13 protein-coding genes and 1 riboswitch are annotated in these 12,349 nt (G+C 65.7%); of the genes, 4 read left to right on the top strand and 9 right to left on the bottom strand.

The window, feature by feature from the left end; translation table 11 throughout:
* Window positions 1-9: 9 nt before the first annotated feature.
* The 8 genes from AC50X7_RS08215 to AC50X7_RS08180 all read right to left on the bottom strand — a co-directional run bounded on the left by AC50X7_RS08215 (window position 10) and on the right by AC50X7_RS08180 (window position 6,526).
* A complete protein-coding gene (locus tag AC50X7_RS08215; protein WP_494978552.1) occupies window positions 10-273 on the bottom strand; it encodes a DUF4235 domain-containing protein in 264 nt (87 codons plus the stop codon).
* Window positions 274-407: 134 nt separating this feature from the next.
* On the bottom strand, window positions 408-2,579 hold the full coding sequence (locus AC50X7_RS08210) for a hypothetical protein (protein ID WP_494978551.1): 2,172 nt from the start codon (window positions 2,577-2,579) through the stop codon (window positions 408-410).
* A gap of 109 nt (window positions 2,580-2,688) precedes the next feature.
* Window positions 2,689-2,904 carry a CDGSH iron-sulfur domain-containing protein gene (locus tag AC50X7_RS08205; protein ID WP_307093539.1) on the bottom strand — a complete coding sequence of 72 codons (216 nt, stop codon included), beginning with the start codon at window positions 2,902-2,904 and terminating at the stop codon, window positions 2,689-2,691.
* Window positions 2,901-3,950 (bottom strand): glycosyltransferase family 2 protein, encoded by a 1,050-nt coding sequence (locus tag AC50X7_RS08200; RefSeq protein WP_494978550.1) that lies wholly within the window; start codon window positions 3,948-3,950, stop codon window positions 2,901-2,903. Before AC50X7_RS08200 ends, AC50X7_RS08205 begins: the two co-directional genes overlap by 4 nt.
* Window positions 3,947-5,008, bottom strand: a complete 1,062-nt coding sequence (locus AC50X7_RS08195; protein WP_494978549.1) for an iron-containing redox enzyme family protein — start codon at window positions 5,006-5,008, stop codon at window positions 3,947-3,949. Before AC50X7_RS08195 ends, AC50X7_RS08200 begins: the two co-directional genes overlap by 4 nt.
* Before the next feature lie 61 nt (window positions 5,009-5,069).
* Complete coding sequence (locus AC50X7_RS08190) at window positions 5,070-5,546, bottom strand: DUF4383 domain-containing protein (RefSeq protein WP_494978548.1); 477 nt, start codon at window positions 5,544-5,546, stop codon at window positions 5,070-5,072.
* 138 nt (window positions 5,547-5,684) lie between these two features.
* Window positions 5,685-5,894 carry a hypothetical protein gene (locus AC50X7_RS08185; RefSeq protein ID WP_494978547.1) on the bottom strand — a complete coding sequence of 70 codons (210 nt, stop codon included), beginning with the start codon at window positions 5,892-5,894 and terminating at the stop codon, window positions 5,685-5,687.
* Between the two features lie 89 nt (window positions 5,895-5,983).
* On the bottom strand, window positions 5,984-6,526 hold the full coding sequence (locus AC50X7_RS08180) for a heme-degrading domain-containing protein (RefSeq protein ID WP_494978546.1): 543 nt from the start codon (window positions 6,524-6,526) through the stop codon (window positions 5,984-5,986).
* A 72-nt stretch (window positions 6,527-6,598) separates the two neighbouring features.
* Window positions 6,599-6,739, top strand: a riboswitch (TPP riboswitch).
* Window positions 6,740-6,794: 55 nt separating this feature from the next.
* Here AC50X7_RS08180 and AC50X7_RS08175 point away from each other — a divergent pair.
* Genes AC50X7_RS08175 through AC50X7_RS08165 form a run of 3 tightly spaced genes read left to right on the top strand, consistent with a single transcriptional unit; the run spans window position 6,795 to window position 9,774 of the window.
* A complete protein-coding gene (locus AC50X7_RS08175) occupies window positions 6,795-7,418 on the top strand; it encodes an ECF transporter S component (protein WP_494978545.1) in 624 nt (207 codons plus the stop codon).
* The gene (locus AC50X7_RS08170) at window positions 7,418-8,977 is read left to right on the top strand and encodes an ABC transporter ATP-binding protein (protein WP_494978544.1); all 1,560 of its coding nucleotides are present in this window, start codon (window positions 7,418-7,420) and stop codon (window positions 8,975-8,977) included. Before AC50X7_RS08175 ends, AC50X7_RS08170 begins: the two co-directional genes overlap by 1 nt.
* Window positions 8,974-9,774 carry an energy-coupling factor transporter transmembrane component T family protein gene (locus AC50X7_RS08165; protein WP_494978543.1) on the top strand — a complete coding sequence of 267 codons (801 nt, stop codon included), beginning with the start codon at window positions 8,974-8,976 and terminating at the stop codon, window positions 9,772-9,774. Before AC50X7_RS08170 ends, AC50X7_RS08165 begins: the two co-directional genes overlap by 4 nt.
* A gap of 17 nt (window positions 9,775-9,791) precedes the next feature.
* Here AC50X7_RS08165 and AC50X7_RS08160 read toward each other — a convergent pair whose 3' ends face one another.
* On the bottom strand, window positions 9,792-10,619 hold the full coding sequence (locus AC50X7_RS08160) for a glycoside hydrolase family 25 domain-containing protein (RefSeq protein ID WP_494978542.1): 828 nt from the start codon (window positions 10,617-10,619) through the stop codon (window positions 9,792-9,794).
* 177 nt (window positions 10,620-10,796) lie between these two features.
* Here AC50X7_RS08160 and AC50X7_RS08155 point away from each other — a divergent pair, with 177 nt between their 5' ends.
* Window positions 10,797-12,320, top strand: a complete 1,524-nt coding sequence (locus AC50X7_RS08155) for a UDP-N-acetylglucosamine 1-carboxyvinyltransferase (RefSeq protein ID WP_494978541.1) — start codon at window positions 10,797-10,799, stop codon at window positions 12,318-12,320.
* Window positions 12,321-12,349 lie beyond the last annotated feature (29 nt).

Genomic DNA, 12,349 nt, shown 5'->3' with positions numbered 1-12,349 from the left:
CCCGTTTGGTCAGACGATGTCCTGGCTCTTCGCGAACCGGGTGATGGCCCGCTGCGTGCCGCGGTTGGCCAGGACCTGGATGATGGTGCTGACCGAGGCCGAAATCAGCGCGAACGTCAGCGCCGACTGAAGGCTCGTGGGAATGTCCTCGTCCTTGCCGGTAGGCGGCTTCCGTCCGGTGGTTTTTTCCCAGATGGTGTTAACCAGCTTGGTCCCGGCGAAACCGGCGCCGAGGCTCACACCGGTGCCGAGCAGCTTGATGAAGAAATTCATTCTTAGTACTCCTTGCGGGCGGAAAACAGGCTGTACCCAGCCTAACTGCCCTCTGCCGTTCAAGAGCACAGGCCCGCCAGCCATGCACGCCCGGCTCAGCGGCGGCGAGCAGTCCCCAGGACCAGGCAGCGGCGCTACGGGGCCTTTACCAGGCCTTCCCAAGCCACAATCCAGTGCGGCGGGAAGCCCGGGGCGTGCCGGTCCGGTCCGCCGGCCCAGCCGGCAGCCATCAGGGCGACGGCGGCCAGCAGCCCGCCGTTGCCCGGCAGATACAGGGGCAGGGAACCGGTTTGCCGGTTGTGCCCGTTCGGCAGCACGGTGTTCTTGGCGGCGTCCAGCAGCAGGGCGTCGACGGCGGCTTCCGGATCTTCCAACCGCGCCGCGGTCATGGCCATCACCGGGTAGTCCCAGCCCCAGGTGCTGTCCCAGTCCCAGTCCGTGAAGACTCCGGCTAAAGTGGCCCGCATCATTTCCGGATCGATGAGGTCGGTCAGCGGCAGGACGCCGAGGGCGCAGAGCATGGACGGGTGGTCGGCGCGGATGGTGAAAGGCTCGACATCGATCGCGGCGTAGGTGCCGTCGATGACCTTTGGCCGGACCATGCCGTCCGCCACCGCTTGCCAGTGCTCCCGCGGTTCCAGGCCAAGGCGTTCCCGCCAGGTACTGGCAATGCGCAGGGCCCATTGCCAGTAGGCGAGTTCGAAGGTGGGGTTGGTGACAGCGCCCCTCATTGCCTCGTAGCTTTCCTGCGCCGGGACCAGGGGCGGGCCCAGTTCGAACCCCCGTGCCGTGGGGTGCGCGAAGCTGGCCATAAACTCCGCTGTTTCAAACACAATCCCTGCGAACTCCTCGAGCAGCTCCCTTGACGGCTCGGCCCGGTAAGCCAGTTCAGCAAGGTGAATCGGGTGCGGCTGCTGCCAGATCAGGAAGGTGCCGATGGTGCTTGGGCTCTCCCGCCCGTCCGGCCCCACCTGCTTGGGCCAGCGGACGCCGTCGAACCCTTGGCTTTTGGCTGTTTGACGCCCCCGTTCCAGGACGGAGCCGTACCAGCGCAGCGCCGGGAGCAGGAGCGGGGTGCGGTTCCAGTGCGCGAAGTGGGCTGCGTGCCACCAGTGCATTTCAAGGTGGAAGCGGCCGCGCCAGGAGTTGCACACGAGCCCGGTCTCCTGCGGTGGCAGGGAACCCGAGCAGTTGATGGCCGTGAGGTACTGGGAGAGAACTATCCTGCGTTCCAGTTCCGCTGCCCGGGGATCGTCAGTGCCACCGAGTTCGACGGCGCCTCCTGACTTCCAGAAGTCCGGCCAGCAGGCCCGGGATGCCTCCACCACGGCGGTGCCTGGCAGGGCGGTGGCCGGCGTGCCGGTTCCGGACCCGCCCTTGCCGATTCCAGCGCTGCCACGAAGCAGGCAGTCACCTTGACCGGTGCTGATGAAATGGACTGCGACGTCCAGGACGTCGTGTCCGCCTACGGCCCGCAGCACAAGCTCGTGCGGGCCCGTGGAACTGAGTTCCACCCCGGCCCCTGTGACCGCCACCTGGTAGCCGGATGAGTCCAGCTCCCGGTGTATCAGCCAGCGCCGGCAAATGCGGTTTCCGGGCAACTCTTCGAGCGAGGTGGTGTGGGCTTCAGGGTGGGACCAGTCGGCGGCGTCATGCCAGGCATTCGAGCCGTAGGGGAAAGCAAAGGAGATGCCCAGGCCCTGGCGGAGCGCGGAGGACTCCACACGGATCCCCAGTTCGTCCCGGTCCGGATGGCACGCCGTCGTCACGCTCACCGGATGGCCACGGAGGGTGAAGCTGCTGGTGACCGTGCCGGTCCAGAGGTCGAGTGCTTGGCAGGGGGTTGAAATGTCTTCAACATCCAAAGGGCCTGCATTGCTGCCGGAAAGGGTGAATCCGATCCTGCCCAGGTCGAGGCGGTGCGGGTTGGCTCGCAGCCAGGCCTCCGAAGGGGACGTCCGGGTTTCCTCTCCGTCCACCATGCCGCTTGCCATGTCCACGTACGGCACCGGTCCCCGCGGCGAGTCGTAGAGGATGCTGGAATCCTCCAGCCGGTAGTTCCCGTCCGGCGGAACGCAGTGCCAGCCCCACTGGGACTGCGTGCCCAGCAGCGTGCCCGGTGGCAGTTCGCTTCGGGCGCCCACCGGGTACGCCGCGGGGAAGGTTTGCAGGCCGGTGAGGTCCACGGTGAAGCAGAACTCCCCGTTTCCTACTGAGACGGGACTGCGCGGATCAAGGCTTTGTTGCTCCACGTTGTGACGGCGGACCAGCGACTTCCGGTCGATGGCGCTGTGCAGGCTGTGCAAGACGCGCGCCCTCCTGCTGAGAAAGCGTTTTCAGGATGTCGTCCATCCTTCTTGACCAGCCCCGGGCTGTCAACAGCGGGACTTACATTGATCCTCGGCACCGGCCTTGTCAGTCCGCCGGCGGTTCCGTCCTGAACTTGATCATTTTGTGCGTGCCGTCGCAGTAGGGCTTGATGGCCGATGCGCCGCAGCGGCACAGCGCCACGGTCTGGCGCTGCCGGGGGACCGGGTCCCCGGAGGGCGTCACGATTTCAAAGTCGCCCCGGACAATCAGCGGCCCGTCGGGGCACACCACGATTGAGCTTTCGGCGGGTTCCTGGTTCATGGCTGCTCCTGGTGGGGTTTGCGGGCGGAAGTCTGTGGGTGCTGTTGGTGCATGGCGCCCAGCATTCCGGAGTGCCGGCGCTGGAGTTCGGCTTCGGAGTGGGCTGCAGTCTTCAGCTGGGTCCCGGCGTAGGGGACACCCCCGCCCAAGCGGTAGGCAAGGGCGATCCAAATGCAGACCGCCCGCTCCAGGACCCACAGCGGTGCGCACCACACTGCGCGGAAGGGGAAGACCGTTGTCCCGTTGTGCCGCCGCCGCCCGATTCCGGCAATGATGACCGGTGCCGCCGCCAGTGCCAGGAAGGCTCTACCGCGGTGCCTCGAGGGAAGGCAGGCTGCTGCGGCAATCACCGGAAGCAGGGAAAGTTCCGCGGCGAGGCGGAGTGGCTGGGCGAAGTCGTCGTATGCCTGGCGCGTGCGCTGCTTGAGGAAGTGGCGCGGCCCGGGCGGCTTCCGGGCCACAAACAGGTCCGGCAGGATCTTCTCCCGGCCGCCGGCAGCCTTGACGGTCCTGATCAGCTCGAGGTTTTCGAAGAGGACCGGCTCGTAGCCGCCGGTAACCAGCAACGCGCTCCGGCGCACGGCCAGCGTGCCCGGAAAGTCTGCGGACCAGGCCCGGTTGATCAGGGTCCTGGACGTGTCCCACCAAGCGTGCCACGGCAGGGGGTCGAAGTAGTTCTGCGGCCGCACAACCTCCGCCGACTCAAGGTGATTGACGACGGCGGCGAGCGATTCGCGCGTGTAGCGCACGTCGTCGTCGGCTATTACCAGCAGCTCCGCCCCGGCCGCCCGGACGCCGGTCATCACACCGGCCACCTTGCCGTTGCCGCCGTTGCCGCCCTGCTCCGGACGGATGTGGCGGATGGCAGGCGGGAAGGCGGCCCGATGCCGCTCGAACAGCTCCGGAGCGGAGCCGTCCACCACGGTCACGGGTATCCACCCGGAGAGGCGCCCGAGGTAGGCAGCCAGGTCCGGAAGGTCCGAATCCCCGGTCCAGCGCAGCGGCAGGATGTATTCGGCAGACTGCTTGATGGCTGTTGTGCTCACGCTGCTGCCGGCACTGCCGCCCTCAGCGAAGTCTCGCCGTTTTCCCAGCAGGCTAAAAGGTGTGTCGAAAGCCGGCCATCGATCGCCATGACAGCCGTCGCCCCGAAAAGAACGTCCCCCAGCAGTTCGGGTTCCGCTTCTACGAGACCTCCGGCGAGGTCGCGGCCGGCGATCTGCTCGTGGACCGCGTCGGCTTCCACGTGCTCGTCGAAGTAATGGGTCACCTCGGCGTCGAAGCCGTGCCGGCGGAAACCGTTGCCGTACAGGCGGTTGGGCTGTGAGGAGGTCATCTCGTAGATGGCAAGGTGTCCGGTGATGGCGCCGCGGAGCCGCCGGTTGAGCCCGAACAGGGACATCATGTTCACCGCTGCAAGGGACACGGCCGGGACTGCGTCGAGGTAGGCGCCGTAGTGGTCGTCCATTCCCAGGCCCCGCATGGTGCGGGCAAAGAGCGCACTGTGCATGCGTTCCGGGCGCCCTCCGCCGTACTCGTCGGCCTGGATCTCCACCAGTGCAGCCTTCGGCCTGCCAGTGAGCCGGGGGATGGCCCAGGTGTGTGGGTCCGCTTCCTTGAGCTGGTAGACCGACTTGTGGACCAGGAACTCCTTGAGCTGCTCCAGGGTCGCCTTTTTGGACACATAGCGGGACACGCTGGGTCCGGTGTCGGCGGCGGCAAGGCCGAACAGGACGTCGGCCACGGCGTCACTGGTCAACTCTGCCGCAGGCGGCAGGTCCAGCTCCCCTGCTGCTGATTCGGCTGCTGCCCGCAGCGCTGCTTCGAATGGCCTTTCAAGCAGGTGGCGGACCTGGATGAGGCCCGGCTCCCATTCCCAGTCGTCCCCCACGCCTTCAAGGCCGGAGTAGTGAAGCTCGTAGAGGCAGAAAAGTGCCAGCTGGACGTCGTCGTCCCCGATGATGTCGGCGGCTGCCTGCAGCTGTGCCGTGACCTGCCGGCGCAGTTCCTCGACGCCTGCGGCGGCGTCGTCGGTCCCGGCGGTAACTGCCAGGGCACTGAACAGGGCGGTACTGATGGGACCTCTGGGTTCCGGGATCTTCATGATGCTCCTTTGGGCGGCAGGGGTGCTGCCGGTGCTGCGCCGTCGACGGTGGCGGCTTCGGTCAAGGCTGTGATTTCAGGTCACGTTTGCGGCTGCGCCGTGGGGTGGTGCGCGGGGAAAGCAGGATGGCGAGGATGATCATGGCAAGGCCCAGGGCAAGGTGCAGCCAGTTGTCGGCGCCGTTAAGGGGGACAAAGTTTGCGGGGGTCTCATCGCCCACCAGGAGGCCGTACAGCCACAGGACAAGGTAGATGACGCCCCCGTAGATGAGGAAGCTCCTTGCCTGTTGGTGGGTCCTCGCCAGCAGCAGTCCGGCCGCGCCGAAGGCCAGGTGCACGATGTTGTGCAGGACCGACACCTGGAAGACACCCATAAGCAGGGCTCCCGAACCGTGTCCGGCCATGCCCAGTGCTTCGTAATCACTGGTGATCCCGGGGATGAACCCCAGGACACCCACCAGCAGGAAGAGGGTACCCGTTGCAAGGGCCGCCTTTTGCAGGCCTGTCCTCGCTCCGGTGGCGCGGGTGCTGACTGTCATGACCTGTCTCCTCAAAAGCCTGGAGACAACATAGTAAGCATGATTACTAATATAAGCTAAGTAAGGCCATCCTGCTGTTGGAACCCGCGCAGCTGCCGGCCGCCCTGCCAGCCACAATTTCCGCGGCCGCTGGTGGCCTTAATCCTCCGGGGTGCTCCACACATAGGGGTTTGGATGGTGCCCGCCGCGGCGGCCGTGCTCATACCCCTGCTGCCAGGCATTCCCGACGGCGGACACCAGTTCCGCCAGCAGGGGATAGTAAGGGTGGTCCGGGCCGATGTAGATCATTTCCTCCGCGGCCTTGTCCACGGCCGCCCGCACCTGGTTGTCGGCTGCATTACCGAGCATGGCGCCCCTCCTTTGGAACTTTCCCGCCACCCGCTTTGAATGTACTCCGGGCGTTCCCGGGGGTCCATTGCGCCCGTTGAGGCCCGGCGTCAGTCCGTGCGCATGGAGCTGAGGACCTCGCGCAGGGCCTGTACCACCAGGTTGTGGTCCTGCACTTGGGGAAGCCCTGAAACAGTTACCGTGGCCACTGCCCCCACGCCAGTGACGTACACGGGGAACGAGCCGCCGTGGGCGGCATACCGGCTCTGATCGAACCAGCCTTGGTCCTCAATCCGTCCGCCGCCGAGCCGGGCGCGCAGCCCCACCAGCAGGGAGGGCGCCTCGTACCGGGCGGCGGTGCGCTGTTTGGCCCGGATCCAGTGCTCATTGTCCGGGGTGGCACCGGTCAGGGCCACATGGAACAGGACCTGCTCGCCCCTGGTGATGTCAATCGCGATGGGGAACTGGCCCTCCTTGCCCAGCTCGACGAGCAGCAGCCCCAGATTCAGTGCATCGTCCATGGAGAAGCCAGGAAACTGAAGCTCCCGGATTTCGCCCTCAATCCGGGCGATAAGCGCTTGCAGCGAACCTTCCGGCTGGGTGGCATCGGAATCCGGATCGAACTCAGTCACATGGGGGGAATTGGCAGTCATGGCCCACAATCTACCCCTCCTCCGGTGTAAACTGGACCCCGCCCACCAGGGCAAATATTTACCAACAGAAACATTCAACGACAGGGGAGCGCCGCCGTCGGGCATCACTGGCCAAGCCAGGATCCGCAGGTGGGCGCTGAGAGTGCGGACAGCCGCAGACCCTCGAACCTGATCCGGTTAGTACCGGCGCAAGGGAGTCGAGTTCTCGAAGCACCGCAGCGGCGTGCCGTTGCCGTGCTTTCCCCTCCTGTTCCTCAGGAGGAATCGCATGGCAACTACAGCAATCAAGAAGACCACCAGCAGGTCCTGGCGCGTCGTGGACATCGTGGTGGCGGCGTTGATCGCCATCGCCGGCGGCGTCATTTTCTGGGCCTGGTCCCAGGGGGCGGCCGCAGTCTCGGCGCCCATGAACGCCCTTTACCCTCCGCTCACCGGCTTATTGGCCGGCGGCTGGATGATCCCCGCGGTACTGGGCATGCTCATCATCCGCAAGCCTGGGGCCGCACTCTTCTGCGAGACCGTTGCAGCCACCGGCGAACTGCTCATGGGCTCGCAGTACGGCGCCTCCGTGCTGTTCTCCGGGTTTGTCCAGGGTTTGGGTGCCGAAATCATCTTCGCGATTTTTGTGTACCGGAAGTTCAACCTGCCGGTTTCCCTGCTCGCCGGCGCTGCTGCCGGGCTGTTCTGCGGCCTGAATGACTCCTTCGCGCCCTGGGGCTGGAACATCGCCTATTCCGGCGGGGACAAGCTTGCCTACATTATCTTCACCGCGGTCTCCGGTGCCGTCATCGCAGGCACGCTGTCCTGGCTCGCCACCCGCGGCCTGGCGAAGACCGGAGTCCTGAGCTCCTTTGCGTCGCGCAAGGCAGCTACGGAGCCAGTCCTCTCCTGATGACAGCTCCTTCCCTCCACGGCGCGTCGGTGGCGTCGCAGCCGGCTGCCGTCACCGCCCGCGGCTGGGGCTGGCGGCATGCCGGGCGGTCCAGGCCTGCTGTCCGTGCCCTTGACCTGGACATCCGGCCGGGGGAGCGCGTGCTCCTGCTGGGCCCGTCCGGGGCAGGCAAGTCGACCCTCCTCCATGCCTTGGCCGGGGTGCTGGGGGACGCTGAGGACACCGACGACGGCGGCGCGGCCGGGGATTCCGACGAGTCGGGTTCGCTGCTGATTGACGGCGCCTCCCCCCGCGGGCAGCGCGGCAGGGCCGGACTGATGCAGCAGGACCCGGAGACGCAGGTGGTCCTCTCGCGGGTAGGTGACGACGTCGCCTTCGGCGCCGAGAACCTCGCCGTGCCCCGCGCCGATATCTGGGCCCGCGTGCATGAGGCCCTGGACGACGTCGGGCTCTCCCACCTGCCGCTGGACCACCCGACGTCGGCCCTGTCCGGCGGGCAGAAACAGCGGCTGGCGCTCGCGGGCATCCTTGCCATGCGGCCGGGGCTGCTCCTCCTCGATGAGCCGACGGCCAACCTGGATCCCGCCGGGGTGGTGGAGGTGCGTGACGCCGTTGGCCGTTGCCTCGACAAAACCGGGGCAACACTGGTGGTGGTGGAACACCGCGTGTCTGTCTGGAAGGACCTGGTGGACCGGATCGTGGTGCTGCAGCCGGGCTCTTCGACGGATCCTGCCGTGCTGCTGGATGGGCGGCCGGACCAGGTTCTCAGGGAAGCCCGGAGCATGCTTATCGTGGCCGGGGTCTGGGTGCCTGGCCACGTGCCGGCTACGCGTCTCCGTGCGGCGGATCCTGCTCCCGGCAACGGGGACCTTCTGCTTGCCGCCGAGGAACTGGCCATATCGCGGGAACGTGCCCGCCGCAAGGGTCTCCGCAAACTGGCGCCCGTGCCGGTGCAACAGGGGATTTCCGCGCAGGTCCGGGCAGGGCAGGCCCTGGCCATCACCGGGCCCAACGGCGCAGGGAAATCCACGTTTGCACTGACCCTCGCAGGGCTGCTGCGGCCCGTCGACGGCAAGGTTTCCGCCACCCTGGCGCTTAGTCGCGGTGCGGGAATTGACCCGTTTAAATGGAAGGCGGAGCAGCTGATCGAGCGGGTGGGCACGGTGTTCCAGGAACCCGAGCACCAGTTCGTCACCGGGAACGTGCTCGACGAACTGCGCTTTGGCCCGCGGCATCTCGGGCACGGCGAGGAACGGGTGGATGAACTGCTGGAGCGGCTCCGGCTCACCGAACTCGTTGACGCAAATCCGTATACGCTCTCGGGCGGTGAAAAGAGGCGGCTCTCGGTGGCCACAGTCCTGGCCGCGCATCCCCAGGTCCTGGTCCTGGATGAACCCACCTTCGGGCAGGACGCCAACACCTGGGCGGAGCTGGCATCGTTCCTGTCCGAACTCCTGGACGCCGGCACCGCCGTGGTGTCCGTGACGCATGACGCCGAATTCACGGCCGCGCTGGGCGGAACGGAACTGCGCATGGCGGCAGCGGCGGTGGCGCCGTGAGGCAGGAGCTGAACATCCGCGGCAACCACGCCCTGCTGACCCGCGCCAACCCGCTGAGTAAGTTCGCGGCCGTCTTCCTGATCACGGCCGTGCTGGCCCTGTCCATCGACTGGGTGTCAGCCTCCGTGGCGCTGGCCTTTGAGTTCCTGCTGTTCCCGTTGGCGGGGCTCACCCTGACGCTGCTGTGGCAGCGGGGGTGGCCGCTGATCCTTGCCGCGGCCGTCGGCGGCTGGAGCACCTCCATCCTGGCGGCGGACAGCGGAAAGACGCTGATCGACGTCGGCATCTGGACCATGAGCGAAGGCTCGCTGGAACTTGGGGTCGGGTTCATGCTTCGTGGCCTGGCAATTGCGCTCCCGGCGGTGCTGCTGATGAGCTGTACCGATCCCACTGACCTTGCCGATGCGCTGGCGCAAAAGGCGCGCCTTCCGCACCGGTTTGTGCTGGGGACCTTGGCCGCCATGCGCCTGGTGGGGCTGATGGCGGAGGAGTGGCAGACCATTGGGATGGCCCGCCGTGCCCGCGGCGTTGGTTCCCGCGGCAGTGCCCTGCAGCGGCTGAAGGCAACGCTGGGCCAGAGCTTCGGGCTCCTGGTTCAAGCCATCCGGCGGGCCTCAAGACTGGCCGTCACCATGGAGGCGCGTGGTTTCGGCGGCGGAAGGCGGACATGGGCGCGGGAATCCACCTACAGCGGAATGGACCTATGGGTTCTTGGTGGTGGCGTGCTGATGGCGGGTGCAGCCTTTGCTGCGGCAATCTGGGCAGGGACGTGGAACATGGTGTGGCTGGGGAGCTGACTGACGGACGCAGGAGCTCAGTCGCAGGAGTGGTTGTAGTCGAATTTTCTGGAAACGAACTGGGTCAGAGCCACTTCACCGCCGTCGGTCAGTGGCGGGTCCGAGCACTTGGCTTTGGCCCCGGCGACGGAGCGCGCCCCGGCCAGCCAGCTTGGCAGCGAATAGAGGTTGCTTGAGTTGCTGACGGTACCCACGATCCGGCCCCATTGGAGACCGGTTGAATAGAGCCCGACTCCCTTAACGTCGATGCTGTGGAAGAAGTCCGTCATGCCCTCCAGTACCGTGCGGTTCGCATCCTTGTCTGTGGTGGACCAGCTGTTCTCGGTTTCCACGTCCAGCCACCAGAAATAGTCCGAGGGGTTGGTGATCCCGCGGATGTAGGCGTCGTCATAGGCCTTGGCGTAGCCGTACATGTAAGCGCAGGCTTTCCCGTAGTCGTTCTCCTCGCAGGAGCCGTAGGGGTTATGGACGGCCGATAGTATGGGGTATTCGTTGCTGGTGGGCCACCACGAGCCGCTGCTTCCAGGGTTGGCGGTATTGACGTAAAGGGACACCTTCGGCTGGGGCGTAATGCCGGATAAGGTTTCCGCCCATTCGAGCTGTTCCCTCAGGCAAGGGTTGGTGTTGTTGGCCAACCCGTTGTTGACGCCGACAATGGCAAAAGCCGGCTCCGCGGGAAGGGGCTTTTCACACTGGGGCCAGGAGACATCGTTGCCCAGCGTGGACTGCTGGCCTTCACCCGGCGAGGGCGCCGCGGACGCGGGCCCGGCAGGGAGCAGGAGCAGGACAGCGAACAGCAGGGCGGCCAGCCTAGCCGTTACCCGGGCGTCTTGAGTTCTGCGCACTGTCACCTCCGTCGTCGTCGAAAGTAAGAGGGTCTATCCAGTTTCCTCCGGTTCGGCAGGCACGGTCAACAATGCTGGCAGCTCGCTGCTATCGCATGTAGTGGGTAAACGCTCTCAGGATAGCGTTACACGGACCACAATGACTATTGTATAGCTCATTTGTGATATATTTGTGGCATGACGCAGGAAACCACCGAACACGTTGCCGCCATGCTCAGGGATGCCCGGGGCGAGAAGGGCTGGACCCAGGGCCAGCTGGCCGCCGAGCTCGGGACCAGCCAGAGTGCCATCGCCCGGATGGAGCAGGGCAAGCAGAACCTGAGCCTGAAAATGATCCAGCGCCTTGAGACGATCTTCGGCCGGAGCATCGTCAACGTGGGAAAACCCCAGATGACGCACCTTCGGGTGGAGGGCGGCCGCACGCTCTCCGGCTCCGTGGACGTTAACAGCAGCAAGAATGCCGGCGTCGCGCTGCTGTGCGCAAGCCTCATCAACCGGGGGACCACCATTCTTCGGCGTCTTGCGCGCATCGAGGAAGTGAACCGCATCGTTGAGGTGCTCAGCAGCATCGGGGTCGAGTGCACCTGGCTCAACGATTCCGACCTCCAGCTCCGCAGGCCTGCCGTCCTTGACCTGGAGGCAATGGACGTTGAAGCCGCCCGCCGCACGCGCAGCGTCATTATGCTGCTGGGGCCGTTGCTGGACGAGTCTTCGCAGTACCGCCTCCCGTATGCGGGTGGCTGCGACCTGGGCACGCGCACTGTTGAGCCGCATATGCAGGCCCTGCGCCAGTTCGGACTCACAGTGGAAGCAACTGCCGGTTTTTATGCAGTACAGGCCCCTTCTGCTGATACGCGCGACCGTTCCTTCGTGCTTACGGAGCGCGGCGACACTGTCACCGAGAACGCCATCATGGCAGCGGCGCACCGTGAGGGGACAACGGTGATCCGCAACGCCAGCCCGAACTACATGGTGCAGGACCTCTGCTTCTACCTGCAGATGCTGGGTGTGACCATCGACGGCGTCGGCACCACCACCTTGAAGATCACTGGGCGTCCCATGATTGATGCTGAGATTGAGTACTTCCCGTCCGAGGACCCCATCGAGGCCATGAGCCTCATTACCGCCGGCATTGTGACCAACTCCGAGGTGACCATCCGCCGGGTGCCCATCGAGTTCATGGAAATCGAGCTGGCCACGTTGGGGCAGATGGGCCAGCAACTGGAGATATCGGGCGAGTACACGGCCCGCAACGGCCGGACCCGGCTGGTGGACGTGACCACCAAGCCTTCGGAGCTGCACGCACCGGAGGACAAGATCCACCCGATGCCTTTCCCGGGCCTGAACATCGACAACCTGCCCTTCTTCGCCGTTATTGCCGCCAACGCCAGCGGGCAGACCATGATTCACGACTGGGTTTATGAAAACCGGGCCATTTACCTTACGGAGCTGAACCGGCTGGGTGCACAGGTTCAGCTGCTGGACCCCCACCGGATCTACGTCAACGGCCCCACCAAGTGGCGCGCTGCAGAGGTCGGCTGTCCGCCGGCCCTGCGCCCGGCAGCATGCCTGCTGCTGGCCATGCTGGCCGCCAGGGGAGTCTCCGAACTCCGGAACATTTACGTCATCGAACGCGGATATGAGGAACTCGCCGAGCGGTTGAACGCTATCGGCGCCAAAGTGGAGTATTTCCAGGACTGAACATTCACGCTTCGTCATGAAGCCATGGG

Source organism: Pseudarthrobacter sp. Hb11 (assembly GCF_059383655.1).
This window is presented reverse-complemented; position numbering and strand designations above follow the sequence as displayed.

Bases quoted from the DNA above. Each gene is read 5' to 3' on its own strand.
- AC50X7_RS08185 (WP_494978547.1), bottom strand. From the start codon at position 5,894: ATGCTCGGTAATGCAGCCGACAACCAGGTGCGGGCGGCCGTGGACAAG.
- AC50X7_RS08215 (WP_494978552.1), bottom strand. From the start codon at position 273: ATGAATTTCTTCATCAAGCTGCTCGGCACCGGTGTGAGCCTCGGCGCC.
- AC50X7_RS08170 (WP_494978544.1), top strand. From the start codon at position 7,418: ATGACAGCTCCTTCCCTCCACGGCGCGTCGGTGGCGTCGCAGCCGGCT.
- AC50X7_RS08180 (WP_494978546.1), bottom strand. From the start codon at position 6,526: ATGACTGCCAATTCCCCCCATGTGACTGAGTTCGATCCGGATTCCGAT.
- AC50X7_RS08190 (WP_494978548.1), bottom strand. From the start codon at position 5,546: ATGACAGTCAGCACCCGCGCCACCGGAGCGAGGACAGGCCTGCAAAAG.
- AC50X7_RS08155 (WP_494978541.1), top strand. From the start codon at position 10,797: ATGACGCAGGAAACCACCGAACACGTTGCCGCCATGCTCAGGGATGCC.
- AC50X7_RS08195 (WP_494978549.1), bottom strand. From the start codon at position 5,008: ATGAAGATCCCGGAACCCAGAGGTCCCATCAGTACCGCCCTGTTCAGT.
- AC50X7_RS08175 (WP_494978545.1), top strand. From the start codon at position 6,795: ATGGCAACTACAGCAATCAAGAAGACCACCAGCAGGTCCTGGCGCGTC.
- AC50X7_RS08205 (WP_307093539.1), bottom strand. From the start codon at position 2,904: ATGAACCAGGAACCCGCCGAAAGCTCAATCGTGGTGTGCCCCGACGGG.